Consider the following 25,099-nt stretch of genomic DNA (forward strand, 5'->3'; position numbering starts at 1 on the left):
TCCTCGATACGCTGCGTCCGTAATGGACCGGCCGGGGCCGGCAGCGGGGAGGACAGGCAGCATGGGCATCAATCCGCCGGACACCGGCGATCTGCACGTCAGCGTCGAGGACCTGGATGCGGCGGCCGAGTACATCGAGCGCCTCAAGCAGTACGTCGAGGACACCATCTCCTGGGAGATGGAGCGCATCAAGGAGCGGATGAAGGGCGACAGCGGCAACGCGCAGACGGTGCCCAACGGCACCCCGTTCGGCGCGTACGAGGACGCCCGGATGCAGTGGCAGGCGCTGACCACGTCCACCGCGAGCATGGAGGCCCACCTCAAGGCCATCTCCATGAAGCTGGCCGGCCTGAAGCAGGGCACACAGGACATCGCCAAGGCGTTCCGCGACGCCGAGGCCCGCAACGCGGCCAACGGCAAGGACATCGAGCGTCTGCTGGAGTCCGCGGCCCCGCCGCCGGACGCCGGGCAGCAGCCCACCTACCCGTACACGGCCTGAGGGGGAGACGGTCATGGCAGGAGGCACCTGGGAGCGTTGCGTCCGTGAGGTGACGCTCTCGGCGGACCCGGAAACCGTCGGATCGGTCGGCGCGGGCTGGAAGAACCTCTCCACGGCGCTCGGCCACCTACGCGACTCGCTGGTGGGCCGTTCGTTCGTCGGCCCGATCGCGGCCGGCCAGGAGCGCCCGCACACCGGCGGCCTGCCCGGGATGCTCGCCGGCTGGAAGGGCAGCGGCGGCGACGCGTACCGCGAGCACCTGTCCGAGATCGGCAAGGACATCGAGGAACTCATCACGCACGCCAGCAACGTCAGCGGCGCGCTGTCGCGGATCGAGGGCGACATCCGTACGGCGGTGGCGAGCATCCCGATCCCGCTGATGGACAACTTCGGCTGGAACGAGTGGAGCCTGCCCGGCGGCACCGAGCTGGACGACGCGCGCGACGGTGAGAGCCAGTCCGGCTTCCTCGCCGCGCTGCGCAGCGACTACCAGGGCAACCAGGCGTTGTACGCCGACGGCGCGTTCCGCGACAAGGCCGACGACCTCGAAGCCACCATGAAGATCGACGGCAACGCCAGCGACCAGAAGCGGGGCGGCTGGTGGGACACCAAGTCGCACCTCGACAACTGGTACCGCGACAACCAGCAGGCGGCCAACAAGGCGATGTCGCCGCTGCCGGCAGCGGTCGAGGCCGAGCGCCCCAAGCTGGCCGTACCCCGTCCCACGGACAGCGAACTGGGCGACGGCTACCGCGGCGACCCGCGCGTTCCCCCGACGGGTGTGCCCGGCGGCGGCCTGCCGGGTGGCGGTGCGCCCGGCGGCGGCATGCCCGGCGGTGGCGGCCCCATGCCGTCCATCGGCAGCACCGGCATCGGTGGTGGCACGCCCGGCGGCGGTTCGTTCACGCCGCCCCCGGGTGGGCCCGGCAGCGGCATCCCCGGCGGCGGCTCCTACACCCCGCCGACCACCGGGGGGATCCCCGAGCTCGGTGGCGCCCCCGGCTCGGGCACCCCGGAGTACGGCAGTGGTCTGGCCGGCGCGGGCGGGCCCGGCACGATCACCGCAGGCGGGCCGGGCACGCTCGGTCTGGGCGGCGGTGGCGCGGGTGGACTGAGCGCCGGTGGCGGCGGCTTCGGCGGTGGTGGCGCCGGCCTGGGCTCGGCCGGCGGGATCGGCGGCGGTGGGATCGGCGCGGCCGGCGGCATGGCCATGGGCGGCCTGCCCGGCATGGTCGGCGGCGGCAACGGCAAGGTTCCGCCACTGACCAGCGCGGCCAGCGCGTTGAAGGCCGCGGCCGCGGCGGGACCGGGCGGCGCGGGCGGCGCGCGTGGCGGGATGGCCGGCGCCGGGATGATGGGCGGCGGAATGATGGGCGGTCACGGCGGCGCCGGTCACGGCGGCGACGCGGCGGGGCACTCGTCATGGTTGACTGAGGACGACGATCCGTGGGGCGCCGGTGACGGTGCGTCCCCGGGCATCCTGCGATGAGGACGGACGGATGAAGGTGCACGTCGGCGCGCTCCGGCCGGTGACGGCCGGTCTGCTTGCCGGACTGATGCTGCTGGGTGCCGCCCAGCCGGCGGTCGCCGCGCCGCGCCGCGCCGAGCAGTGGTATCTGGACGAGCTGCGGATCGACCGGGCGCATCAGATCTCCACCGGGCGGGGCGTCGTCGTCGGCGTGCTGGACACCGGTGTGGACGCCGGGCACCCCGACATGCGGGGCCGGGTCCTGGCCGGGGGCAGCACCCGTGACTCCGGCGACGGCCGGCGCGACCCGGACGGCCACGGCACCCACATGGCCGGGATCATCGCGGCCAACGGGACCGGGGTGGTCGGCATCGCGCCCGACGCCCGGATCCTGCCCATCCGGAAGCCCGTCGGCGCGGCGGCCACCAAGGACGACTCCGCGACCGGCATCCGGATGGCCGTCGACGGCGGTGCGAAGGTGCTCAACCTGTCGTACGGCGGCGCCGGGCCCGTGGAGGAGGTCGAGGAGGCCGCGATCCGGTACGCGCTGGAGCGCGACGTGGTCGTGGTGGCCGCCGCCGGCAACGTCCGGCAGGCCGGCCCGGACGTCGTCTCACCCGCCAAGATCCCCGGCGTGATCGCGGTGACCGGCACGGTCCGGGGCGGGGGTTTCTGGTCCGGATCGGCCCAGGGCCCGGAAGCGGTGATCGCCGCGCCCGGCGACGAGGTCTACAACATCGGCCCGGACCGGGGCTATGGCTGGGGGGACGGCACATCCGACGCCGCCGCCGTCGTCTCCGGCGTCGCGGCGCTGATCCGGTCGAAGCACCCGAAGCTCTCCGCGCCCGACGTGATCAACCGGATGATCCGTACCGCCCGGGACGCCGGGCCGCCCGGCCGCGACCCGCGGTTCGGCTTCGGCCGGATCGACCCGGTGGCGGCGCTCACCGCAGACGTGCCGTCGGTGTCGGCGAACCCGCTGCTCGGGGCCGCCGCGCCGAGCGCGTCCGCGCCACCGGCCGCCGCCGAGGACGACAACTTCGACGTGACGAAGTACGGCGACCGGGGCGGCCCCACCGACCAGCAGGTGATGGTGATCGGCATCGGCATCGCCGTGGCGCTCGTGGTGCTGCTGGCGCTCGTGGTGTTCCTGATCTGGAACCGCCGCCGTCACCGGCGTGAGCTGGCGAAGGTCGGCTCGATCCCGGACGAGGCGCTGGACCGGATGGACGCCGGTGGGCAGGGCCCGCCGGTGCCCGCCGGTCACGCCGCCCCGCCGCCCGGCTACGGCCCACCCGGCGGCTACCCGCCACCCGGCGCGCACTCCCAGCCGGCCGGATACCCCCAGCAGGGCGGATACCCGCAGCCGGGTGGGTACCCCCAGCCCGGCGCGGGCGCCTACCCGCCCCAGGGCCAGGCCCACACCCCACCCGGCCAGAGCCCGTACGCCCCACCCGGCGACCCCCGCCCCTGACCGACCGACCCCGCACCCCGACCCGCCCCACAAGCCCTCGCGCCCACCCCCACCCCCACCCCAGCACCGCCCAACCCGACGATCATGAAGTTGACGCCGAAGTTGATCTCCGATTTCGCCGTTAACCTCATGATCGACCGGGTGGAGATGGGGTGGGTGGGGGCGGGGGGCGGGGTTTGTGGGGGTTTGGGGTGGGTGGGGTGGCCCCGGGTGTGGGGCGCGGTGGGCGCTGCGTCAGGATGAGACCGATACGCAGGCACAGCCGAGGAGCTCACGATCGCCAGAAAGCCTCAACCCGAGGGCGGCCAGGCCCCCGTCGTCCAGCGGGTCCGTATCCGGTACGCCAAGCGTGGGCCGCTGCGGTTCACCTCGCACCGGGACTTCGCCCGGGCCTTCGAGCGCGCGCTGCGCCGGGCCGGCGTGCCGATCGCCTTCTCTCAGGGGTTCACCCCGCACCCGAAGATCTCGTACGCCTCGGCCGCCCCGACGGGAGTGGCGAGCGAGGCCGAGTACCTGGAGATCGGGCTCCGTGAGCCGGTCGACCCGGCACGGCTGCGTGAGGCGCTCGACGCCGCTCTCTCGCCCGGGCTCGACGTGATCGACGCGGTGGAGGCCGTCGGCGGCAGCCTGGCGGACCGGATCGAGGCGTCGTACTGGCGGATCGAACTGCCCGAGGTCGACCCGAAGGTGCTCGCGGAGGCCGTGGCGGCCTTCACGGCTGCCGAGGAGATCCAGGTCGAGCGGATGACCAAGCAGGGGCGGCGTACCTTCGACGCCCGTGCGGCAGTGGTGTCGATCGATGCCATGGCTCCGGCTGAGACGCCTTCCGGGGCGGCGGCCGTACCGTGTGCGATACTCGAACTGGTCGTGCGGCAGGTCACCCCGTCCGTTCGGCCCGATGACGTCCTGTCCGGCCTCCGTGCGGTGGCCGCCCTGGAGCCGCCGGTCACCCCGAAGGTGATCCGGCTGGCGCAGGGCACGCTGACCGCGCAGGGCGAGATCGTCGATCCGTTGGAAGCGGATCGCGACGGGGCAACCATCGGAGAGCGCTGACCGTCGGTCAACGCTCTGGCAGGCAGACTTCGGCGGTCGCGCGTTTGCGCGCCCGGCGGAAACACCTTTGCGGCAACCCTGCGTGGCAGCGCTCACCCGCGCCCGGGGCGGCCAGAACTGGAGAACGTCCATGCTCGAGAACGAGCCCGAGGGCGGCGAACGGACCGGCGCAGAGCCGGCCGGGACGACCGCCGACAGCGCCACCACCGCCTCCGGCAGCGCCGCGAGCGCGACCTCTGCCGGCGCCGGGGGAGCCACCACGGAAGGCACCGTGGAGGGCGTCGCGGAGACCAAGCCGCCCGCCCGTAAGCGGGCCAGCCGCCGCAAGGCCGCTCCGCTGAACCAGCCGGAGCAGACCGACGCGCCGGTCGAGGCGTCCACCACGGTGACCGGCAGCGGCGAGTCGCCGCAGGCCGAGGTGCTCGCGCCGGTGGCCGGTGAGTTGGACACCGCGCCGAAGACCACCCGGCGGCGTCGTAAGGCGACGCCGGCGAAGGCGGTCGAGGAGCCGGTGGCCGCGGCCGGTGTGGAGGCCGCCTCGGAGGAGGTCGTGCCGCCGGTCAAGGTGACCCGGACCCGCCGTCGCAAGGCCACGCCGGCTGCCGAGACCGTCGCGCCGGACGAGACCGCCGCCGCGGGGCAGGCGCCCGCGGACGGCGTGATCGACGGACCGGTCTCCGCGCCCGGTGGCGACCTGATCGCCGAGGGACGCGCCGACATCGACGGCGGCGAGACCGCCGCACCGGGCGAGGCCGTCACCGCGGGTACCGCCGCCGAGACTGCACCGCAGGCCCCCACCGGCCGGCGCAGGGCCACCACCAGCAGGACCAAGGCCGCCGGCGCCGGCAAGGCGAGCACCGGCGGCATCGGTGAGACCACTGGCGAGGACGTCGAGGACGCCGAGGCCGAGGCCGTGGCAGACGCGAGCGCCGCGGCTGCGCGTACCGAAGAGGTGAACCTGGCCCGCAGCGGCGGCCCGGCCGACGCGACGGGCGTCGTGTCGACGGGTGCCGCCGTGCCGCGCGCGGCCGAGGAGCCGGCCGAGACGCCGCCGGCCACCAGCCGCCGGCGTCGTGCCGCGCTCTCCGCGCCGACCGTCCTGTTCATGGCGCCGCAGCCCGACGAGGCGCCGGCCGTCCAGGTGACGTACCCGGCCGCCGAGGAGCCGATCGAGGAAGCGGTCGAGACCGGCCGGCGCCGCCGTCGCGGCCGCCGTGAGGTCGAGCCGGTCGAGGCCGAGGTCGAGCCGGAGGTCGCCGAGGAGGAGCTCGCCGCCGAGGCCGAGGAGACCGCCGAGGGGGACGAGGACGACGAGACGGCCGCGGGCCGGCGTCGCCGCCGCCGGGGCCGCCGGGGTCGTGGCCGGGGCAAGGGCGGCGCGGACGAGGCCGACGACGAGGACGTCGAGGAGCCCGCCGCGGCCGAGGCCGAGGGTGAGGCCGAGGAGCCGGCGGAGGACGAGGAGGCCGAGGGCGAGGGGATGACCCGTCGCCGTCGCCGTCGTCGCCGCCGGGGCGCCGGCGAGGCGGACACCGCCGCCGAGGACGGCGTGCCGACCGTCGTCAAGATCCGTGAGCCGCGCAAGCCGGTCGACGAGGTGCAGGGTGTCTCCGGCTCGACCCGGCTGGAGGCCAAGCGGCAACGTCGGCGGGACGGCCGCGAGCAGCGGCGTACGCGCCCGCCGATCCTGAGCGAGTCGGAGTTCCTGGCCCGCCGCGAGGCGGTGGACCGGGTGATGGTGGTCCGCCAGCGCGGCGACCGCACCCAGATTGCGGTGCTCGAGGACGGCGTGCTCGTGGAGCACTACGTCACGCGGAACTCGTCCGGCACGATGGCCGGAAACGTCTACCTGGGCAAGGTCCAGAACGTCCTGCCGAGCATGGAGGCGGCCTTCGTCGACATCGGGCGCGGGCGCAACGCGGTCCTGTACGCCGGTGAGGTCAACTGGGACGCCACCGGCCTGGAGGGCCGGGCCCGCTCGATCGAGCAGGCGCTGCGCTCCGGCGACTCGGTGCTGGTGCAGGTGACCAAGGACCCGATCGGGCACAAGGGCGCGCGGCTGACCAGCCACATCGCGCTCTCCGGCCGGCACCTGGTCTACGTGCCCAACGGCAACGCCTCCGGGATCAGCCGCAAGCTGCCCGACACCGAGCGCAAGCGGCTGCGGGACGTGCTGAAGAAGCTGGTGCCGGACGGCGCCGGGGTGATCGTCCGGACCGCGGCCGAGGGCGCCAGCGAGGACGAGCTGGCGCGCGACGTCAAGCGGCTCCAGGCGCAGTGGGAGGACATCCAGGCCAAGGCGACCGAGGGCGGCGCTCCGGTGCTGCTCTACGAGGAGCCGGACCTGGTCATCCGCGTGGTCCGGGACCTCTTCAACGAGGACTTCCGCGAGTTGGTCATCGAGGGCGAGCCCGCGTACGACCTGGTCGAGTCGTACCTGTCGCACGTGTCGCCGGACCTGGTGGCGCGGCTGCGCCGGCACGCCGGGGTGGCGGACGTGTTCGCCGAGTACCGGATCGACGAGCAGATCCTCAAGGGGCTGGACCGCAAGGTCTTCCTCCCCTCGGGCGGCTCGCTGGTGATCGACCGCACCGAGGCGATGACTGTCGTCGACGTCAACACCGGCAAGTACACCGGCTCCGGGGGCAACCTGGAGGAGACGGTCACCCGCAACAACCTGGAGGCGGCCGAGGAGATCGTGCGCCAGCTGCGGCTGCGCGACCTCGGCGGCATCGTGGTGATCGACTTCATCGACATGGTGCTGGAGTCGAACCGGGAGCTGGTGCTGCGCCGGCTCACCGAGTGCCTCGGCCGGGACCGTACGAAGCACCAGGTCACCGAGATCACCTCGCTCGGCCTGGTGCAGATGACCCGTAAGCGCATCGGCGCGGGCCTGCTGGAGGCGTTCAGCGAGACCTGCGAGTGCTGCAAGGGCCGGGGCGTGATCATCCACACCGAGCCGGTGCCGGAGAAGCCGCGCGGCGGGGCGGGGGAGAAGGTCAAGGCGGTCGCCTCGGCGGTCGCCGCGCCGGCCGAGGAGAAGGGCCGCCGCCGGGGCCGCAAGGCCGCCGCGGAGAAGCCCGCGGTGGAGGCCGCGCCGGAGCAGCCCTCCGCGCAGCCGCAGGCAGTCACCGAGGCGCCGGCCGCCCCGGAGCGGACCGTCGCCGAGGTGGTCGAGACCGACGACGACTACTACGACACCCAGGGCTACGACCTGTCCCGGTTCGAGACGGACACGCCCGCCGCCCCGGCGATCGCGGACAGCCAGGAGGGCGACTCGGCCCGGCTGGCCGCCGCCGACGACCCGGACGCGATCGGTGACGGAGACAACGACGACGACAGCGGCGCCCCGCGCCGGCGGGCGCGCCGTGGTGGTGCCCGGCGGCGTACGCGGCCGTGAGGCTTTAGCGCGCTGACCTGCGCGAACAGGGCCCCCGATCCGCCGGGAAGAGGCGGGGCGGGGGCCCTGTCGTGTCCGCCGAGCAGGGCGGAGAGGCACCGACCGGCAGCCCGGTTTGGGGGGCGGGCCGGGTATGGCGTACGCTTGCCTGCGGCGCACTTTGGTGTGCCGAGTTCCCGCGTGCCCGCGCCGCCGGTGTCACGGCTCCCGGCGAGACGCCGTGGGAACGACCGTCGACGGTGTGACAGCCGGCAACGGTGCAATAGACGCCAGCAGCCTCAACGACAGGGAGTCCGCCTCCGATGTACGCGATCGTCAAGACCGGCGGCAAGCAGTACAAGGTCGCCGAGGGCGACGTGATCGAGGTCGAGAAGCTCGCCGGTGCCCCCGGCGACGCGGTGAAGCTCACCGCGGTGCTCCTCGTCGACGGTGACGACCTGGTGACCGAAGCGGCGAAGCTCGCCAAGGTCGCGGTGTCCGGCGAGATCGCCGCGCACACCAAGGGCCCGAAGATCCGGATCCACAAGTTCAAGAACAAGACCGGCTACCACAAGCGCCAGGGTCACCGCCAGCCGCTGACCCAGGTCAAGGTGACCGGCATCTCCAGCGGGAAGTAGGTCGTCCTCCAATGGCTCACAAAAAGGGTGCGTCCAGCTCGCGTAACGGCCGTGACTCCGCGGCCCAGCGGCTCGGCGTGAAGCGCTTCGGTGGTCAGGTCGTCAGCGCGGGTGAGATCCTCATCCGTCAGCGTGGCACCAAGTTCCACCCCGGTGACCTGGTCGGCCGTGGCGGCGACGACACGCTGTTCGCGCTGGCCGCCGGCTCGGTGCAGTTCGGCACCAAGCGCGGTCGCAAGACCGTCAGCATCGTGCCTCAGCAGTAGTTCTGTAAGCGTTGCGGGCCGCGGACCTCGAGTCCCGGCCCGCTTCGCTTTTCCCCGTGCGGGGCGGACCCCGCTGGAAGGATTGGCGTCGTGACGACGTTCGTTGACCGGGTCGTCCTGCACATGCAGGCCGGCGACGGCGGGCACGGCTGTGTCTCGATCCACCGGGAGAAGTTCAAGCCGTTCGGCGGGCCGGACGGCGGCAACGGCGGCCACGGCGGCAGCGTGTCGCTGGTGGTCGACCCGCAGGTCACCACGCTGCTCGACTTCCACTTCCGGCCGCACCTGAAGGCCGAGAACGGCAAGGGCGGCGCCGGCTCGAACCGGGACGGCGCCAACGGCCGTGACCTGGTCATCAAGGTGCCGAACGGCACCGTCGTGCAGAGCCTCGACGGAGAGGTGCTGGCCGACCTGGTCGGCGTCGGCACCACGTTCGAGGCGGCCCGGGGCGGCCGGGGCGGGCGCGGCAACGCCTCGCTGGCGAACGCCCGCCGCAAGGCGCCGGGCTTCGCCGAGCTGGGTGAGCCCGGCGACCGGCTGGACGTCGTGCTGGAGCTCAAGAGCGTCGCCGACGTGGGCCTGGTCGGCTTCCCGTCGGCGGGCAAGTCGTCGCTGATCTCGGTGATCTCCGCGGCCAAGCCGAAGATCGCCGACTACCCCTTCACCACGCTGGTGCCCAACCTGGGCGTGGTGCGGGTGGACAACCACACCTTCACCGTCGCCGACGTGCCGGGCCTGATCCCGGGCGCGGCCAGCGGCAAGGGCCTGGGCCTGGAGTTCCTCCGCCACGTCGAGCGCTGCGCCGTGCTGGTGCACGTGATCGACACCGCGACGCTGGAGCCCGGCCGCGACCCGCTCGCCGACATCGACGCCATCGAGTCGGAGCTGTCCCAGTACGGCGGCCTGGCCGACCGGCCCCGGCTGGTCGCGCTCAACAAGGTCGACGTGCCGGACGGCAAGGACCTCGCCGACATCGTCCGCCCCGACCTGGAGGCGCGCGGCCTGCGCGTGTTCGACGTCTCGGCCGCCACCCGGGAGGGCCTGCGGGAGCTGACGTACGCGATGGCGGAGCTGGTCGACCAGGGCCGCCGGGCCGCCCCACCGGCCGAGCCGACCCGGATCGTGATCCGCCCGAAGGCGGTCGACGACGCCGGCTTCACCATCGAGGCCGAGCCGGACGGCTCGTACACGGTGCGCGGCAGCCGGCCGGAGCGCTGGGTGAAGCAGACCAACTTCGACAACGACGAGGCAGTGGGTTACCTGGCCGACCGGCTGGCCCGCCTCGGCGTCGAGGAGAAGCTCGCGAAGGCCGGCGCGCAGGCCGGTGACCTGGTGCGCATCGGCGACCGGGAGTTCGACTGGCAGCCGACGCTCTACGCCGGTGTCGACTTCGTGCCCGGTAACCGGGGCACCGACGTACGGCTGGAGGAGAAGTCGAACCGTCCGTCGGCGTCCGACCGGCTGGCGGCCCGCAAGGCCCGCCGGGTCCGGCCGGAGGACGAGGTCGAGGCCGCGCCCGCGGCGGAAGCGGACGCCGAGTAGCCGTTTGCGGGTCGGTGGCGGGAAACCTGCGCGAAATCCGGCCGATCTAGCGTACGGGCATGTTGATCGAGTCCCGTCCCGCCACCGATCCGGAGATCGCCGCGCTCGTCGTCGCCCAGCAGCGTGAGCTGCGGGACGCGGACGGCGGGCTGGACGGACAGGTCACAGTCGTGCACACCGACATCCACTACCTGGCCGCCGTGGTGGGCGGCCGGGCGGTCGGCTGCGGCGGCCTCCAGGCGCTCGACGCCGACACCGGCGAGCTGAAGCGGATGTACGTACGGCCGGCGTACCGGGGGCGGGGCATCGCCCGGCAGTTGCTCGTGGCGCTGGAGGAGCTGGCGTTCCAGCAGGGGCACCGCACTGTGTGCCTGGAGACGGGCACCTACCTGCCGGCCGCGATCGGGCTCTACCGGTCCAGCGGTTACGAGCCGATCCCGGTCTACGGCGAGTACGTGGACAACCCGTACAGCGTCTGCTTCGCGAAGCGGCTGCCGGTGGCGGCCTGACGCTCAGGCGCTGGTCTGGGCGTGCGGCGCGGTGACCGGCTTCGACTCGGGGCTGGCGTGCTGGCGCAGCACGATGCTGAGCAGGATCAGCACGCCCACGGCGAGGAACTCGCTCTGCCAGTTCTGCATCGACTGGAACCAGAAGTCGCTGGTGCCGAGGAACTGCCACGCGCTGATCGGGGCGGCGCCGCTCTCCAGCGCCTGCTCCTGGTTGTAGGCGGCCACGCCGCCGAACAGGTGCCCCAGGAACGCGCCCCCGAAGATCATCAGAAGCGCGACGGCGAGGCTGTTGCGGTAGACCACGAGCGGCAGCCCGCCGACGCGTACCGGCCACGGTGAATCGGGGCGGGCGTGGTCGCGGTCGTCCTCCGGGCGGTCCGTCTGGTCCTCCGGCTTCGACTCGGCCGAGCCCTTCTGCACCAGGTACGCGGTGAGCAGCACGTAGCCGCCCATCTGGAGGAACTCCGACTCCCAGTTCTCGAACACCGCCTCGGCGAAGTGCCCGGTGCCGAGATAGGCCCACCAGCTCAGCGGCTCGGCGCCGTACCGGCTCAGCTCCTCGTTGTGCACCTGCCAGCCGAACACGCTCTGGAGCAGCAGGAAGACCAGGAACACGCCGAGCATGGCGACCGAGAGCATGTTGTCGCGCAACCACCGTGGCATCGCCGGACCTCCTCGACCCGCTCGCGGTTGCCCTCCTGCCCGGCGTCGGGCCGGGGCAAACGCCGCACCGGCGTGTCGCGCCTGGTCAGGGGCGGTCGAAGGGGGCCTCCACCCGGGTGCCGGTGCCGAGGTTGTTGTTCAGCAGCAGGCCGGCGGCGAGCATGCCGAAACCGAGGGCCAGGTGGAGCCAGTTGTCGGCGTCGTTCACCGGTACGAAGTTGACCGAGGTGTCCCGGTCGATGGCGAAGCCGTACAGCCACAGCACCAGGTAGAGCGCGCCGCCGACGGCCAGGAACACCCGTGCCCCGGCCAGCCGCCGGGCCATCACCAGACCGACCAGCCCGAACAGCAGGTGCACCAGGTTGTGCAGCACCGAGACCTGGAACACCCCGAGCAGTTTCGCCTCGGAGTGGTGCCCGGCGAACGTCATCTCGCCGTAGTGCGTGGTGATGCCGGGCACGAAGCCGAGCACGCCGATCAGCGCGAAGAGAGCCGCCGCCGCGAGGGCTACCTTCTGCACCGCAGGCCGGGCGGACGCGTGTTCGCGCACGTCACGTGCCATCCCTGTCACCCCCGTGGAACTCGCCGCCGCCCGGGCGGGCGGGCACCTCATTGTCTGACCGGGGCGGGCCGGTCCCGCAGAGAATTCACGAATCAGGCATGGAGCCGCCGACCTGGGGTAGGGCACTTGTCACGCGGAAACAAATCCGCGTACCCCCCGAAGACACCCGCTGGGAAGTACGAGCGGAAGGGACACCATGACTCAGGATCTTTCCCCCAGTTCGGCCACGTACCAGTCGACGAACGGTGGTGGCGGTGTGCGTGACCAGGCCCGCCAGGTCGGCTCCGACGCCGCGAACGCGGGCGGCGCCGTCGCGCAGACCGCCAAGGAGCAGGGCCGGGAGGTGGTGGGCGAGGCCAAGCGGCAGGCCCGCGACCTCTACGGCGAGACCCGCAGCCAGGTCACCGCGCAGGCCGGTCAGCAGCAGCAGCGCGCCGCCAGCGGACTGCGGTCGCTCGCCGACGAGATGCGCACCATGGCGCAGCAGGGTGGCGGCTCCGGACCGGTCACCGAGCTGGCCCACCAGGCGGCCGAGCGCGTGCACGGCGTGGCCGGCTGGCTGGAGCAGCGCGAGCCGGGCGACCTGCTCAACGAGGTGAAGACCTACGCCCGCCGCAACCCCGGCACGTTCCTCGTCGGGGCGGCGCTGCTCGGCGTGGTCGCCGGGCGGCTCACCCGCAACATCGCCGCGATCGGCGACGACAGCACGGCGCGGCCGGCGTACGACCCGGACCGCACCGCCGTCATCCCGACCGCGCGTGAGGTGCCGGACCAGGTCCCGCCGGGCGGCTACCTCGACCCGACGCCGGGCAGCTACGCCGAGCCGGACCCGGGCTACTCCGCGCCGGGCGCGACCTACCCGGCCGGCGGCGCCCCGAACACCTGGGCCGACCCGGCGGGTGGCACCGGTCAGCCGCTGCCGCCGCCGGAGCGCACCGACCCGCTGCCGGGTGTCCCGTCGACCGGCGCTCCCCGCCCGTGACCGGCCGCACCGGCAGAAGGGAGGCGACGGCATGACCGCACCCACGCAGGACCCCGGCTATCAGGCGGCTGGTGCCCCGCCCCACGCCGACGAGGTGCGCGGCAGCTCGCTCGGCGATCTGATGCGCCAGGTCACCACCGACCTGTCCACGCTGATGCGCCAGGAGGTCGAGCTGGCCAAGGCGGAGATCCGCCAGGAGGGCAAGAAGGCGGGCAAGGCCGCCGGACTGTTCGGCGGCGCCGGCTTCGGCGGCTACATGGTGGCGCTCTTCGTCTCGATCGCGATCTGGCAGTTCCTCGACAACGTCATGGACTCCGGGCTGGCCGCGCTGATCGTGGCCGTCATCTGGGCCGCTGTCGCGGCGGTCCTGTACTCGATGGGCAAGAAGAACGCCGAGCGGATCCGCGGCCTGAAGCAGACAAACGACAGCGTGCAGCGCATCCCCGACGCGCTCAAGCCGCACCCGGAGGGAGTCATCCGATGAGCACCGATCCCGAGCAGATCCGCCGCGAGATCGAAGCCACCCGCAACAACCTCAGCTCGGACGTGGACGCCCTGGCGTACAAGGTCAGCCCGAGCCGCATCGTCGACGACCGCAAGCAGCGTGTGCGCAGCGCGCTGACGAACGTGAAGGACAAGGTGATGGGAACCGCTTCGGACCTCGGCCACAGCACCGGCCACGCCGCCCACTCGGTGGGCGACCACGCCTCCTCGATGGCCTCCTCCGTGGGCGACAAGGCGCAGTCCGCCGCCGCCACGGTGAGTGACGCCGCCCACCGGGCGCCGCAGGTGGTGCGGCGCAAGTCCGAGGGCAACCCGATCGCCGCCGGCGTGATCGCCTTCGGCGTCGGCATGCTGGTCTCCTCGCTGATCCCGGCCACCCGCCGTGAGCAGCAGGTCGCCGCGCAGGTCAAGGAGAAGGCCGCCGAGCACGGCGGGGTGGTGAAGGAGAAGCTGGGCGAGGTCGCCGGTGAGCTGAAGGAGGAGCTGCGCGAGCCGGCGCAGCACGCCGCCGAGTCGGTGAAGGCCACCGCGCAGGACGCCGCGCACACCGTCAAGGACGACGGCCGCGCCGCCGCCCACGACGTCCGGCACAGCGCCGAGCAGGTGCGGTCCTGAAGGTCCGCGCTCTCGGTTGGGAAGGGCCCCTTCTTATCGCCAGGCGATAAGAAGGGGCCCTTCCTTACACCTCGGCGCGCAACGGTGGGGGCAGCGCCCCGGTCTCCACCCAGAGCACCAGATCGTCGGGGCGGCGCCGCGTCATCCGCCGGCGCAGGACACGTGTGGGGTGGGCCGCCGTCCGCAGCCGGGCGCCCGCGTAGGGCACGCCGCCGCGCAGCCGCCGGCCCACCGCCAGCCACGCGCACAGGCCGCGTTCCAGCACCCAGGCGGGAGCCGCCAGGCTCGTGTGCGCCGGGAAGACCCGGGCGCCGCCGGCCCGTCGCCGGCCCAGCTCCGCCACGGCCACCGTCGCCAGCCCGGCGCGCAGCAGCAGCCCGGGCCGGCGGGTGGCGAGCGCGACAGCCGTCCCCGGCAGCACCGCCAGCGCGGCGAGCAGCCACACCGGCCGGGCCGTCTCGTCGTACGCCTGGCGGACGCGCTGCCCGAGGAAGTGCGCGGCGGTCGGCGGCAGCCGCCGCACGTACAGCCACGCCGGGGTGGCGGTGCTGCCGCCGTACGCGCGCACGGTCCGGACCAGCTCCAGGTTCTCGAAGAGCACGTCGGGGTCGTAGCCGCCCATCGCCAGGAACGTGCTCCGCCGCACCCCGAGCGTGCCCGGCCAGTCCCCGCCGAACACGCGGGCCAGTAGCGTCCGGCCGGTGTCCCACCAGGCGTGCCAGGGCAGCGGGTCGAAGTGGTTCTGCGGCCGGACCAGGTCCACCCCGTCCAGCAGCTGGTGCACCGCGCACAGGGCCGCCCGGTCGTACCGGACGTCGTCGTCGGCGATCACCACGTGCTCGTGCCGGGCCAGCGCGACGCCGGTGAGCACGCCGAGCACCTTGCCGTTGCGCCCGCGCAGCGCCGGGTCCGGCGGTACGTGCCGGACCAGTCCGCGCCAGGCTTCGGCGTGCCGGGCGAACAGCTCCGGCGCCGATCCGTCGACCACCACCACGTCGACCCAGCGGCTCAGCTCGCGCAGGTACCCGGTCAGCTCGTCCAGGCCGCCGTCGTCGTGGGCGCGCAACGGCAGGACGTACGCCATCGGCAGCCGGACCGGCGCGGACGCGGCGCCCTCGTCGCGTGGCGGCGCCGCGGTCGGTCGGGTCATGTCGTCTCCCCTCGTGCCGGGTGACGCGACTTGCCCGGAATGCGGCTGCTGAAACCGTTTCGGGCGGGCTGTGTCGGGTAGCGCAGCCGGATATCGCGGCCGGCGAGATCGACCCCGGCTCGGCCCGGTTCAGCGCGGCGGGCGTACCCCACCGGCCGGGCGTGCGCCGTCGGCCGGGCGTACCCCGTCGAGCACCAGCCCGGCGGGCGGCAACGCCGGCATGGAGCCGAGGTCGAGCGCCAGGTCCTGCGGCGGTACGCGGTAGCTCATCGCGCCGGTCAGGTTCGTCACCGCCCGCTTCATCAGCTCGATCGTGATCCACTCACCGGCGCAGCGGTGGCCGGTGTAGTGGTCGCCGCCGCCCTGCGGGACCAGGCCGAACGGGTCGTCGCGCCAGCCGGCGAAACGCTCCGGGCGGAACCGTTCCGGCTCGGGCCACACGTCGGGGTGGTGGTTCGTGCCGTACAGGTCGAGCAGCACCCGCCGGCCCTGCGGGAACGAGTACCCCCGCCACTGGAACGAGCGGCGTACCCGGGCCGCAGCGACCGGGAAGAACGGGTAGTAGCGGCGTACCTCCTGCACGAACTGCTCGGTCGCGGCGTCGTCGCCGGGTAGCCGGTCCCGCCAGTGCGGGTGGTCGTGCAGCGCCAGCGCGGCGAAGACCACGTACCGGTCGACCGCGACGGTGGGGCGCAGCACGTTCAGCAGCTCCACGGCGGCGATCCGGCGGGGGAGCGGGAGGCCCCGTTCGTCCCGGTGCCCGGCCACCACCGCCAGCGCGGTGCCCTCCGGTGCGGGCACCGCGCCCGCGCGCACCCGCTCGATCAGCTCGCCGGCCCAGCGTTGCGCGTGCCGGCGGCCGAGCCGTCCGCGCCAGTGCCGGGGGCCAAGCGCGGCCGGCGCCTCGATCATCGCGTGCATCTCGGCGGTGCGGCGCGGCACGTCGGCCTCGGCCAGCGGCACCCCGGCCCAGGCCCAGACCGTACGGGTCAGGATCTTTCCCACCTCGTCGTAGAGCGCCACCGGGCCGCCCTCGGCCCAGACCGGGATCCGGGCCCGCCACTGCTCGTCGAAGATCTCCCCGAGGCGGCGGATCGCGGCCGGCGTCATGATCGACATGAACATCGCCTTGCGGACCAGGTGGGCCTGCCCGTCGAGGCCCTGCACGCCGCCGACGCCGGTGAGCGTGCGCTGCCCGCGCATCGGCATGGCGCCGCGCCGGACGAACCGCTCCTCGTCGTAGAACAGCTCGGCGGCCTCCCGGCCGCGCAGGCAGATCGTCGGCTCCAGCAGCAGCCGGGTCTGGAAGACGTCGGTGCCGAGGCGGTCGCAGCGGTCGCCGACGAAGCGGTAGCCCTCCCGGAGGAACGCCAGCGTGCTGTCCGGGCTCCGGTCGCTCGGCATGGTACTCATCTCGGCTGCTCCTGACGCGGTTCGGCGGCGCTGCCTACCTACCCGGGTCGGCGCGGCCGAACCCTCCATTCCAGCAGCTCCGGCCCCGTGGGGGAGGGGCCGGCCACGCGAGCCGGTGCTGGCCCCTCCCCGGGCACGGAAAAGCTGGTTGGCTCGGGTTCGCGGACCGGCGGCGATCGGCCCGCCGCCCGCCGCCGCGACGTACGGCGGGCGTCACCGACCACGGGGGAGGGCACCGATGCGTGACGACAGGGCGGCACGACGGCACCGCGAGGCACCGGCCCGGCTGCGCGGCGACGGCCGCGACGGGCCGCTGATCGGCACGCCCCGGCGCGCCGCCGGCCGCCCGCCGCGTTACTTCACCGTGCACCTGGGCTTCGCCGCCACCGATCCCGCCGTCGCGCGGGAGCACGCCGTGGCGTACGCCGAAGCACTCGGCCTGCTCCGCCCGGAGTTGGCGCTCGGCGCGGCGGCGCTGTCCCCGGCGGACGCCTGGCACCGCGCCGAGCGGCTGTTCTGCGACGCCGCCGGGCCCGACGGCGAGCGCTGCGCCGACGTGGCCGGTCACCCCGGCTTCCACCACGCGCCCGGTCCGGGCGGCCTCGGCTGGGGCGACGGTGACTGAGGCGCGCTCAGTCCAGGTCGAACTCGCCGTCCTGGGCGCCCGCGACGAACGCGTCCCACTCGGCCTGCGTGAAGACCAGCACCGGCCCGTCCGGCTCGGCGGAGTTGCGCATACCGATCAGGTCGTCGACGAAGGCCACTTCGACCGCTCCCTCGGAGGTGTCGCCCTCAGCCCGCTGCCAAACCGCCCGGGAGAGGTCGAAATCGCCCTTGGGGTGCTGACCCATCGCTGTTCCTCCATCGCCATGCGTAACGAGACGGCCCGAGCGGACCTCATCGGGCAGGATAAGCGGATGCCGAGCCTCACCCGTGCAGAGGCGACCGCGCGCCGCGCGTCGATCACCGTCGAGTCCTACGATGTGGACCTCGATCTGACCGGCGACGCCGAGCGGTTCCGCTCCGCCGTCACCATCCGGTTCCGGGCCACCCCCGGCGCCGAGACCTTCGTCGACGTCAAGCCGCGCCGACTCCTCGCCGCCCGCCTCAACGGTCGCGCCCTCGACCCGGCCCTGCTGGCCGGCGACCGGCTGCCGCTGACCGGCCTGGCCGCGACGAACACGCTCACAGTCGAGGCCGAGATGGCCTACTCCAACACGGGCGAAGGGCTGCACCGTTTCGTCGACCCGGCCGACGGCGAGACCTACCTCTACGCGATGTCCTTCCTGGACGACGGGCCGCGCATCTTCGCCGCGTTCGACCAGCCCGACCTGAAGGCGCCGGTGACGCTGACGGTCACCGCGCCGCCGGAGTGGACTGTCGCCGCCAACGGGCCGCTCGCCGACCGCCCCGCGCCTGGGCGCTGGGAGTTCGCCACCACCGAGCCGCTGGCCACCTACTTCGTCTCGCTGATCGCCGGGCCCTGGCACGTGCTGCGCGCCGAGCACGACGGCATCCCGCTCGGCCTCTACTGCCGGCGTTCGCTCGCGGCCCACCTGGACGCCGACGCCGAGGAGATCTTCACCGTCACCCGGCAGTGCTTCGACCGCTTCCACGAGCTGTTCGCCGAGCGCTACCCGTTCGGCAAGTACGACCAGGCGTTCGTGCCCGAGTTCAACGCCGGCGCGATGGAGAACCCGGGCCTGGTCACGATCCGCGACGACTACGTCTTCCGCTCCGCCGTCACGGACACCCAGCGGGAGCTGCGCGCCACCACCATCGCCCACGAGATGGCGCACATGTGGTTCGGCGACCTGGTCACCATGAGCTGGTGGGACGACCTCTGGCTCAACGAGTCCTTCGCCGAATACCTGGGCACCCGGATCACCGCCGAGGCGACCCGGTTCGACCGGGCGTGGACCACGTTCGCGAGCCGCCGCAAGGCGTGGGGCTACACCGCCGACCAGCGTCCCTCCACCCACCCGGTGGCACCGGAGGAGGTGGCCGACGCCGCGCAGGCGCTGCTCAACTTCGACGGCATCTCGTACGCCAAGGGCGCCAGCGTGCTGCGCCAGCTCGTCGCCTGGCTCGGTGACGAGGCGTTCCTGGCCGGGCTGAACGCACACTTCGCGGCGCACCGGTTCGGCAACGCCACGCTCGCCGACCTGCTGGCCGCCCTGGGTACGGCGAGCGGCCGCGACCTGGACGGCTGGGCGGAACGCTGGCTGCGCCGCGCGCAGGTGAACACGCTGCGGGTCGACACCGCTGTGGACGCCGACGGGCGGTGGACCGAGGTGGCGATCGTGCAGACCGCCCCGGCGAGCCACCCGGTGCAGCGGCCGCACCGCATCGGGGTGGCCCACCACACCGCCGACGGCCCGGCGTACCGGTTCGAGGTCGACCTCGACCCCGACGCCGACGGCGGTCGCACGCCGCTGCCGGAGCTGGTCGGGCGGCCCGCCACCGGGCTCGTGCTGCCGAACGCCGGTGACCTGACGTTCGCCAAGATCCGGCTCGACCCGGCCTCGGCGGCCGCGGTGCCGCTGCTGCTACCCGGGCTCGCCGACCCGCTGGCCCGGGCGCTGCTCTGGGCCGAGACGCTGGACGCGGTCACCGACGGGGAACGGCCGGCCGGCGCGCTCGCCGGGCTGATCGCGGCGGCGCTGCCCGCCGAGACCGAGGTGACGATCGTCGAGGACGTGCTGCTGCTCAGCCGCCGGCTGATCGACCGCTACCTCGGCCCGCTCGCCCGGGACGCGGCGCTGCTGCGGGTGGCGACCGCCTGCGGGGCGCTGCTCGACTCGGCGCCCGCTGGCGGCTCCCTGCAACTGGCGGCGGTGCGGGGTCTGATCGGCGCCACCACCGACACGGCCATGCTGACCGGCTGGCTCGCCGGCAAGGACGTGCCGCCGGGGCTCGCGGTCGACGCCGACCTGCGCTGGGCGGTGCTGCGCCGTCTCGTGGTGCTCGGTGCCGCCGGTGCGCCGGAGATCGACGCCGAGGCGGACGGCGACCGCAGCGCCACCGGCGCCGAGCAGGCCGCCGCGTGCCGGGCCGCGCTGCCCGACGCCGACGCGAAACGGGCCGCCTGGGAGATCGTCACCCGCAGCACCGAGCTGTCCAACCGGATCGTCGAGGCGACCGCCGAGGGCTTCTGGCAGCCCGAGCAGGCCGAGCTGACCGCCGGGTACGTGGAGCGCTACTTCACCGACATGCCGGCGGCGGCGCGTCTGCGTACCGCGTGGGTGGCCGACGCGGTCACGGTGGCCGCGTACCCCCGCTACGCCGTGTCGCAACCCACCCGGGAGATGGCCGCGGCGCTGCTGGTCCGCGACGACCTCACGCCCGGCCTGCGGCGATGGGTGACCGACCTGGACGACGACATGCGCCGGGCGCTCGTGGCCCGGACGGCTGTGGCCGCCGCGTCGGCCTGACCGGGGCACGCCGGGCGGGCTGATCCGCCCGGCGTGGCCGACCCCGCCCAGGCCCGTCCGGCGCGCGGCCTACGATCGCTGGGTGGAGGAAGACATCCGGCGGGTCGGCATCATGGGCGGCACGTTCGACCCGATCCACCACGGGCACCTGGTGGCGGCGAGCGAGGTGGCCGACCGGTTCGGCCTGGACGAGGTCGTCTTCGTGCCGACCGGGCAACCGTGGCAGAAGGCGGAGGAAGCGGTCACCCCGGCCGAGGACCGCTACCTCATGACGGTGATCGCCACCGCCTCCAACCCGCGTTTCCAGGTGAGCCGGGTCGACATCGACCGGGGCGGTCCCACCTACACCGTCGACACGCTGCGCGACCTGCACGCCGAGTACGGCCCGAAGGCGCAGCTGTTCTTCATCACCGGCGCGGACGCCCTGGAGCGCATCCTCTCCTGGAAGGACCTGGACGAGGCGCTCGAACTGGCCCACTTCATCGGCGTGACCCGGCCCGGCTTCGAACTCACCGACAAGCACCTCCCGGCCGACTCGGTGAGCCTGGTGCAGGTGCCCGCGATGGCCATCTCCTCGACCGACTGCCGCGCGCGGGTCGCCCGGGGGGAGCCGGTGTGGTACCTGGTGCCCGACGGTGTGGTGCAGTACATCGCGAAACGGCGCCTCTACCAGCGGTGATTCGCGCCCGTACGTCCCGGTTCATGCCTGAAATCGACCAGAACTGACAAGTCGGCACACCGCCGGGTGTGAGAGGCTTGGTGGGTCGCACGGTTGATCGAAGGAGAACGGTGACAGTTTCCGAACGCGCGCACGAGCTGGCGATGGCCGCCGCCCAGGCCGCGGCCGACAAGAAGGCACAGGACATCGTCATCATCGACGTGGGCGACCAGCTCGCGATCACCGACGCGTTCCTGCTGGCCGCCGCTCCGAACGAGCGTCAGGTGCTCGCCATCGTCGACGCCATCGAGGAGCGCCTGCTGGAGCTGCCGGAGAAGGCCAAGCCGGTGCGCCGCGAGGGCGAGCGGGGTGGCCGCTGGGTGCTGCTCGACTACGTCGACATCGTGGTCCACGTCCAGCACACCGAGGAGCGCGAGTTCTACGCGCTCGACCGGCTCTGGAAGGACTGCCCGCAGATCCCGTTCACCGATCGCGACCTGGCCGACTCGGCCGCCGGCACCGCCACCGCGGAATGACCCGCCTGATCATCTGGCGGCACGGCAACACCGACTGGAACGCCGCGAGCCGGGTCCAGGGTCAGACCGACGTGCCGCTCAACGACCTCGGCCGGGAGCAGGCCCGCGCCGCGGCGCCGGTGCTGGCCGCGCTGCGCCCGGACGCGATCGTCGCCAGCGACCTGCGCCGGGCCGCCGACACCGCCGCCGCGCTCGCGGCGCTGACCGGGCTGCCGGTCCGCTCCGACGCCCGGCTGCGCGAACGGCACTTCGGCCAGTGGCAGGGCCTCACCCTGACCGAGGTGGCCGAGCGGTTCCCCGACGAGTACGCCCGCTGGCGGGCCGGCGACCCCGACCCCGGCGCCGGCATCGAGCCCCTGGGTGACCTGGGCGCCCGGCTCGGCGCCGGGTTCCAGGACGCGGCCGACCTCGCCACCGGCGGCACCGTCGTGGTGACCACCCACGGCGGCGGCGCGCGGCAGGGCGTCGGGCACCTGCTCGGCTGGGACCACACGGTGCTGCGCAGCCTCGGCTCGCTGGCGAACTGCCACTGGACCGAGCTGCGCCACAACGACGGCGTGGAGCGGCGCACCCGCCCGGGCTGGCACCTGCGTGCCCACAACGTCGGGCTGATCACCCAGCCGGCGCTCACCGACGCGGTCTGACACCTCCGGCCCCGGCACGTCACAGCGCCATCGGCTAGCGTGCCGGTCATGCCCGTCGCGGTCGTCACCGACTCCACCGCCTACCTGCCCCCCGACCTGGTCCGCGCACGCGGGCTCACAGTCGTCCCGCTCACAGTCGTCCTCAACGGCGCGGAAGGGCTGGAGGGCGTCGAGACCTCCCCGGCCGACGCCACCCGCGCGCTGAGCGACCGGCGGGTCTCGGTGAGCACGTCCCGGCCCGCGCCCGAACAGTTCGCGCAGGTCTACCGCGCGCTGCTCGCCGAGGGCGCCGACGGCGTGGTGTCGGTGCACCTGTCCGCCGAACTGTCCGGCACCGTCGAAGCCGCCCGGCTGGCCGCCGCCGAGGTCGGCGACGACCGCGTCGCAGTCGTGGACAGCCGATCCACAGGCATGGGCCTCGGCTTCCCGGCGCTCGCCGCCGCCGCGGCCGCCGCGCGGGGCGCCGACCTGACCGGGGTACGCGACGCGGCGCTGGACGCGGTCGCCCGGACCACCATCTACTTCTACGTCGACACCCTGGAGTTCCTGCGCCGGGGCGGCCGGATCAATGCGGCCGAGGCACTGCTCGGCACCGCCCTCTCGGTCAAGCCGATCATGCACATGCCGGACGGCGCGATCGTGGTCAAGGACAAGGTCCGTACCGCCAGCCGGGGCGTGGCACGCCTGGTCGACCTCGCAGTCGAGGCGGCAGGCGACGCCCCTGTGGACATCGCGGTGCACCACCTCGCCGCGCCGCAGCGGGCCGAGCAGTTGCTGGCGGCGCTGACCGAGCGGCTGGGCGACCGCCTGCGCGACACGTACGTCACCGAGGCCGGAGCCGTGGTCGCCGCCCACGCCGGACCGGGGCTGGCGTGCGTGGTGGTCCACCGCCGCACGGCCTAGGGTGGCCGGATGAGCCCACTGTCGTACGTCGTCACCGGCGGCGGACGCGGCGTCGGACGGGCCGTCGTCGAACGGCTGGCCGCCGACGGGGGCACAGTGGTCGTGGTCGAGCGGGACACCGGCGCGCTGGACTGGCTGGCCCGGCATCCGCTGGCCGACCGGCTGCACGCCGTGACCGGGGACGCCGGCGACGAGACGGTCACCGGCCGGGCCGCCGACCGCGCCGAGGCGTCCGCGCCGCTGGCCGGCTGGGTCAACAACGCCGCCGTCTTCCGCGACGCCGACCTGCACCGCGCGCCCGCGGCCGAGGTCGTCGACCTGATCACGCTCAACCTGCGCCCCGCCGTGGCCGGGGCCGGCACCGCCGTACGCCGCTTCCTGGCCGCCGGGTCCGGCGGCGCGATCGTCAACGTCTCGTCCCACCAGGCCCGCCGGGCGGTGCCGGGCGCCCTGCCGTACGCCACCGCCAAGGCCGCGCTGGAGGGGCTGACCCGGGCGCTCGCCGTCGACTACGGTCCCCGCGGAATCCGCGCCAACGCGGTCGCGCTGGGCTCCATCCACACCGAACGGCACGCGGCCTACCTCGCCGGGCTCGACCCGGAGGAGGCGGCGCACGTCGACGCGGAGATGGCCCGGCTGCACCCGGCCGGCCGGATCGGGCGTACCGACGAGGTGGCCGAGGTGGTCGCGTTCCTGCTCTCCGACCGCGCCTCGTTCGTCAACGGCGCGACGGTGCCGGTCGACGGGGGACGGGCGGTGCTCGGGCTGGACCCGGAGGCACGCTGACGTGACCATGCCCTCTGCCGGCGATCCGTCACCCGGGCACACTTAGCAGAGTCGGGGCTTGATCGGGTGGCTGTCCACAGTGCCCGTGCTGTCCACAGGCGAGGACTCACCGGCCGATGCGGGTCGAGCCGTCGCCGTAGCGTCCCGAGCCGTGCCAGACGACGAGGAGACGACGGTACGGCGGCGGCTCGCCCGGCTGTTCGGGTTCACGGATGCCGCTGCTGTTCCGCCGATCCCCGCCGACAGCTTGGGCGAGTCGGGCAGGGCGGAGCGGTCCTCGCGGCGGCCGGGGCCGTCCCTGTCCGGGTCCGGCAGCGTGTCCGGTCTCGGCCGCGTCTCCGGGCCCGGTCGCGTGTCCGGTCTCGGGGAAGCCGGGCCGGTCTTCGGGGCCGGTGCCGGCGCCGGGCCCGCCCTCGGCGCCCCCTGGCCCGATCTCCGAGCTCGGCCCGGGCCTGCTACGGACGAGATCGAGCCGGTTCCCGGCCTGCGCCCCGGATTTCCAGAGCACGACAGCGGGCGGGAGCATTCGTTCGGGACGGAGCCGGCCCCCGCCGATCCGGACGCCGACGGCATAGGCGACGCTCCGGCGACCGAGCGTGGGCTCGCGTCGCGGCTGCCCGGCCCCGGGGCGTTCGATCCCGGCCGCCGGGGCGTACGCGCGCTCGCGGCGGTGGCCGCAGTGGTGGTCGTGGCGGCTGCCGTCTGGGCGTGGCGCGCGCGTCCCAGCACCGAGCCCGTCCAGCCGGTCGCGGCGTCCTCCGAGGCGCCGGTGAGTGCCACGACCGGCGCGGTTCCCGGAGCGCCGATGTCGGCGGGCTCACCCGGTCAGGTGGTCGTCGCGCTCGCTGGCAAGGTCCGGCGCCCCGGCCTCGTCCGCCTCCCGGCCGGCGCGCGGGTGGCCGACGCGATCGAGGCGGCGGGCGGTGCGCTGCCCGGCGTCGACGTGGCGCTGCTCAATCCCGCCCGCAAGGTCACGGACGGGGAGCTGATCCTGGTCGGCGTCACCGCCCCACCCGGGCAGGCCGCACCCGGCCCGGCGGCCGGCGGCGGTGCGCCGGGCGGCTCGGCGGCACCCGCCGGCCCGGTCAACCTCAACACCGCGACGCTGGCCCAGCTCGACGCGCTACCGGGCGTCGGCCCGGTGCTCGCCCAGCGGATCCTCGACCACCGCGACCGCAACGGCGGGTTCCGGTCCGTGTCCGACCTGCGGCAGGTCGACGGCATCGGCGACGCCCGGTACGAGCAGCTCAAGGAACTGGTGACGGTGTGACCGCCCGTCGCGGACCGCGCCGGGCGCCGGATCGCCCCGGCCTCGCCGGTGAGAGCGTCCCGGATCGAGTGGGTGCTGCGGCGATCGGGGCGGAGCGGGTGTTGCCCGGCGCTGCGGCGGGCGGTGAGCGTGGCCGGGTCGTTTCCGCAGC

Annotated in this window: 25 protein-coding genes; 20 read left to right on the plus strand and 5 right to left on the minus strand. The window is 74.1% G+C overall.

What is annotated here, in order from left to right; genetic code table 11:
• Positions 1-61: 61 nt before the first annotated feature.
• The 9 genes from ML5_RS16955 (at position 62) to ML5_RS16995 (ending at position 10,828) form a co-directional block, all read left to right on the plus strand.
• Positions 62-499: a hypothetical protein gene (locus ML5_RS16955; protein WP_013288016.1), complete on the plus strand. Its 438-nt coding sequence runs from the start codon at positions 62-64 to the stop codon at positions 497-499.
• 13 nt (positions 500-512) lie between these two features.
• Complete coding sequence (locus tag ML5_RS16960) at positions 513-1,988, plus strand: hypothetical protein (protein ID WP_013288015.1); 1,476 nt, start codon at positions 513-515, stop codon at positions 1,986-1,988.
• A 10-nt stretch (positions 1,989-1,998) separates the two neighbouring features.
• Positions 1,999-3,441, plus strand: coding sequence for a type VII secretion-associated serine protease mycosin (mycP, locus tag ML5_RS16965; protein ID WP_013475501.1), 1,443 nt, complete (start codon positions 1,999-2,001; stop codon positions 3,439-3,441).
• Between the two features lie 333 nt (positions 3,442-3,774).
• Positions 3,775-4,494: a TIGR03936 family radical SAM-associated protein gene (locus ML5_RS16970; RefSeq protein ID WP_083395316.1), complete on the plus strand. Its 720-nt coding sequence runs from the start codon at positions 3,775-3,777 to the stop codon at positions 4,492-4,494.
• A gap of 130 nt (positions 4,495-4,624) precedes the next feature.
• Positions 4,625-7,894: an Rne/Rng family ribonuclease gene (locus ML5_RS16975; protein ID WP_013475502.1), complete on the plus strand. Its 3,270-nt coding sequence runs from the start codon at positions 4,625-4,627 to the stop codon at positions 7,892-7,894.
• 302 nt (positions 7,895-8,196) lie between these two features.
• Complete coding sequence (gene rplU / locus ML5_RS16980; RefSeq protein WP_013288011.1) at positions 8,197-8,511, plus strand: 50S ribosomal protein L21; 315 nt, start codon at positions 8,197-8,199, stop codon at positions 8,509-8,511.
• 11 nt (positions 8,512-8,522) lie between these two features.
• The gene (gene rpmA, locus ML5_RS16985; RefSeq protein ID WP_013288010.1) at positions 8,523-8,777 is read left to right on the plus strand and encodes a 50S ribosomal protein L27; all 255 of its coding nucleotides are present in this window, start codon (positions 8,523-8,525) and stop codon (positions 8,775-8,777) included.
• Positions 8,778-8,867: 90 nt separating this feature from the next.
• Positions 8,868-10,319, plus strand: coding sequence for a GTPase ObgE (gene obgE, locus ML5_RS16990; protein WP_013288009.1), 1,452 nt, complete (start codon positions 8,868-8,870; stop codon positions 10,317-10,319).
• 59 nt (positions 10,320-10,378) lie between these two features.
• Positions 10,379-10,828 carry a GNAT family N-acetyltransferase gene (locus ML5_RS16995; protein WP_013475503.1) on the plus strand — a complete coding sequence of 150 codons (450 nt, stop codon included), beginning with the start codon at positions 10,379-10,381 and terminating at the stop codon, positions 10,826-10,828.
• Between the two features lie 3 nt (positions 10,829-10,831).
• On the opposite strand, the gene ML5_RS17000 is transcribed toward ML5_RS16995, so the two are convergent.
• Entirely contained in the window at positions 10,832-11,491 is a 660-nt protein-coding gene (locus ML5_RS17000; RefSeq protein ID WP_013475504.1) for a DUF6766 family protein, read from the minus strand.
• Positions 11,492-11,576: 85 nt separating this feature from the next.
• On the minus strand, positions 11,577-12,041 hold the full coding sequence (locus tag ML5_RS17005; protein WP_041784560.1) for a DUF4383 domain-containing protein: 465 nt from the start codon (positions 12,039-12,041) through the stop codon (positions 11,577-11,579).
• A gap of 208 nt (positions 12,042-12,249) precedes the next feature.
• Here ML5_RS17005 and ML5_RS17010 point away from each other — a divergent pair, with 208 nt between their 5' ends.
• From ML5_RS17010 to ML5_RS17020, 3 genes are read left to right on the plus strand one after another with little or no spacing between them, the layout of a single operon-like run.
• On the plus strand, positions 12,250-13,035 hold the full coding sequence (locus ML5_RS17010; protein WP_013288005.1) for a hypothetical protein: 786 nt from the start codon (positions 12,250-12,252) through the stop codon (positions 13,033-13,035).
• 31 nt (positions 13,036-13,066) lie between these two features.
• Positions 13,067-13,519 carry a phage holin family protein gene (locus ML5_RS17015; RefSeq protein ID WP_013475506.1) on the plus strand — a complete coding sequence of 151 codons (453 nt, stop codon included), beginning with the start codon at positions 13,067-13,069 and terminating at the stop codon, positions 13,517-13,519.
• Positions 13,516-14,154: a DUF3618 domain-containing protein gene (locus ML5_RS17020; RefSeq protein ID WP_013288003.1), complete on the plus strand. Its 639-nt coding sequence runs from the start codon at positions 13,516-13,518 to the stop codon at positions 14,152-14,154. Before ML5_RS17015 ends, ML5_RS17020 begins: the two co-directional genes overlap by 4 nt.
• A 64-nt stretch (positions 14,155-14,218) precedes the next feature.
• Here the strand turns inward: ML5_RS17020 and ML5_RS17025 are convergent, their stop codons facing one another.
• Positions 14,219-15,304: a glycosyltransferase family 2 protein gene (locus tag ML5_RS17025; RefSeq protein ID WP_013475507.1), complete on the minus strand. Its 1,086-nt coding sequence runs from the start codon at positions 15,302-15,304 to the stop codon at positions 14,219-14,221.
• Between the two features lie 129 nt (positions 15,305-15,433).
• Positions 15,434-16,717: a cytochrome P450 gene (locus ML5_RS17030; RefSeq protein WP_013475508.1), complete on the minus strand. Its 1,284-nt coding sequence runs from the start codon at positions 16,715-16,717 to the stop codon at positions 15,434-15,436.
• 238 nt (positions 16,718-16,955) lie between these two features.
• Here ML5_RS17030 and ML5_RS17035 point away from each other — a divergent pair, with 238 nt between their 5' ends.
• A complete protein-coding gene (locus ML5_RS17035; protein WP_013288000.1) occupies positions 16,956-17,342 on the plus strand; it encodes a hypothetical protein in 387 nt (128 codons plus the stop codon).
• 7 nt (positions 17,343-17,349) lie between these two features.
• On the opposite strand, the gene ML5_RS17040 is transcribed toward ML5_RS17035, so the two are convergent.
• Entirely contained in the window at positions 17,350-17,568 is a 219-nt protein-coding gene (locus ML5_RS17040; protein ID WP_013287999.1) for a DUF397 domain-containing protein, read from the minus strand.
• 66 nt (positions 17,569-17,634) lie between these two features.
• On the opposite strand from ML5_RS17040, the gene pepN reads away from it, so the two are divergent.
• The 7 genes from pepN (at position 17,635) to ML5_RS17075 (ending at position 24,948) form a co-directional block, all read left to right on the plus strand.
• Positions 17,635-20,151, plus strand: coding sequence for an aminopeptidase N (pepN, locus tag ML5_RS17045; RefSeq protein ID WP_013475509.1), 2,517 nt, complete (start codon positions 17,635-17,637; stop codon positions 20,149-20,151).
• An 82-nt stretch (positions 20,152-20,233) separates the two neighbouring features.
• Positions 20,234-20,830 (plus strand): nicotinate-nucleotide adenylyltransferase, encoded by a 597-nt coding sequence (nadD, locus tag ML5_RS17050; RefSeq protein ID WP_013475510.1) that lies wholly within the window; start codon positions 20,234-20,236, stop codon positions 20,828-20,830.
• Positions 20,831-20,940: 110 nt separating this feature from the next.
• A complete protein-coding gene (gene rsfS / locus ML5_RS17055; protein WP_013287996.1) occupies positions 20,941-21,345 on the plus strand; it encodes a ribosome silencing factor in 405 nt (134 codons plus the stop codon).
• Positions 21,342-21,989, plus strand: coding sequence for a histidine phosphatase family protein (locus tag ML5_RS17060; RefSeq protein WP_013287995.1), 648 nt, complete (start codon positions 21,342-21,344; stop codon positions 21,987-21,989). The genes rsfS and ML5_RS17060 overlap by 4 nt, the downstream gene beginning before the upstream one ends.
• A gap of 48 nt (positions 21,990-22,037) precedes the next feature.
• Positions 22,038-22,892 carry a DegV family protein gene (locus ML5_RS17065; RefSeq protein ID WP_013475511.1) on the plus strand — a complete coding sequence of 285 codons (855 nt, stop codon included), beginning with the start codon at positions 22,038-22,040 and terminating at the stop codon, positions 22,890-22,892.
• Between the two features lie 9 nt (positions 22,893-22,901).
• Positions 22,902-23,678, plus strand: a complete 777-nt coding sequence (locus tag ML5_RS17070; RefSeq protein ID WP_013475512.1) for an SDR family NAD(P)-dependent oxidoreductase — start codon at positions 22,902-22,904, stop codon at positions 23,676-23,678.
• Positions 23,679-24,162: 484 nt separating this feature from the next.
• Positions 24,163-24,948, plus strand: a complete 786-nt coding sequence (locus tag ML5_RS17075) for a ComEA family DNA-binding protein (protein ID WP_262420820.1) — start codon at positions 24,163-24,165, stop codon at positions 24,946-24,948.
• The last annotated feature ends 151 nt before the right edge of the window (positions 24,949-25,099 follow it).

It is taken from the genome of Micromonospora sp. L5 (genome assembly GCF_000177655.2).
In the GTDB taxonomy this organism is placed as follows: Bacteria; Actinomycetota; Actinomycetes; order Mycobacteriales; family Micromonosporaceae; genus Micromonospora; species Micromonospora aurantiaca.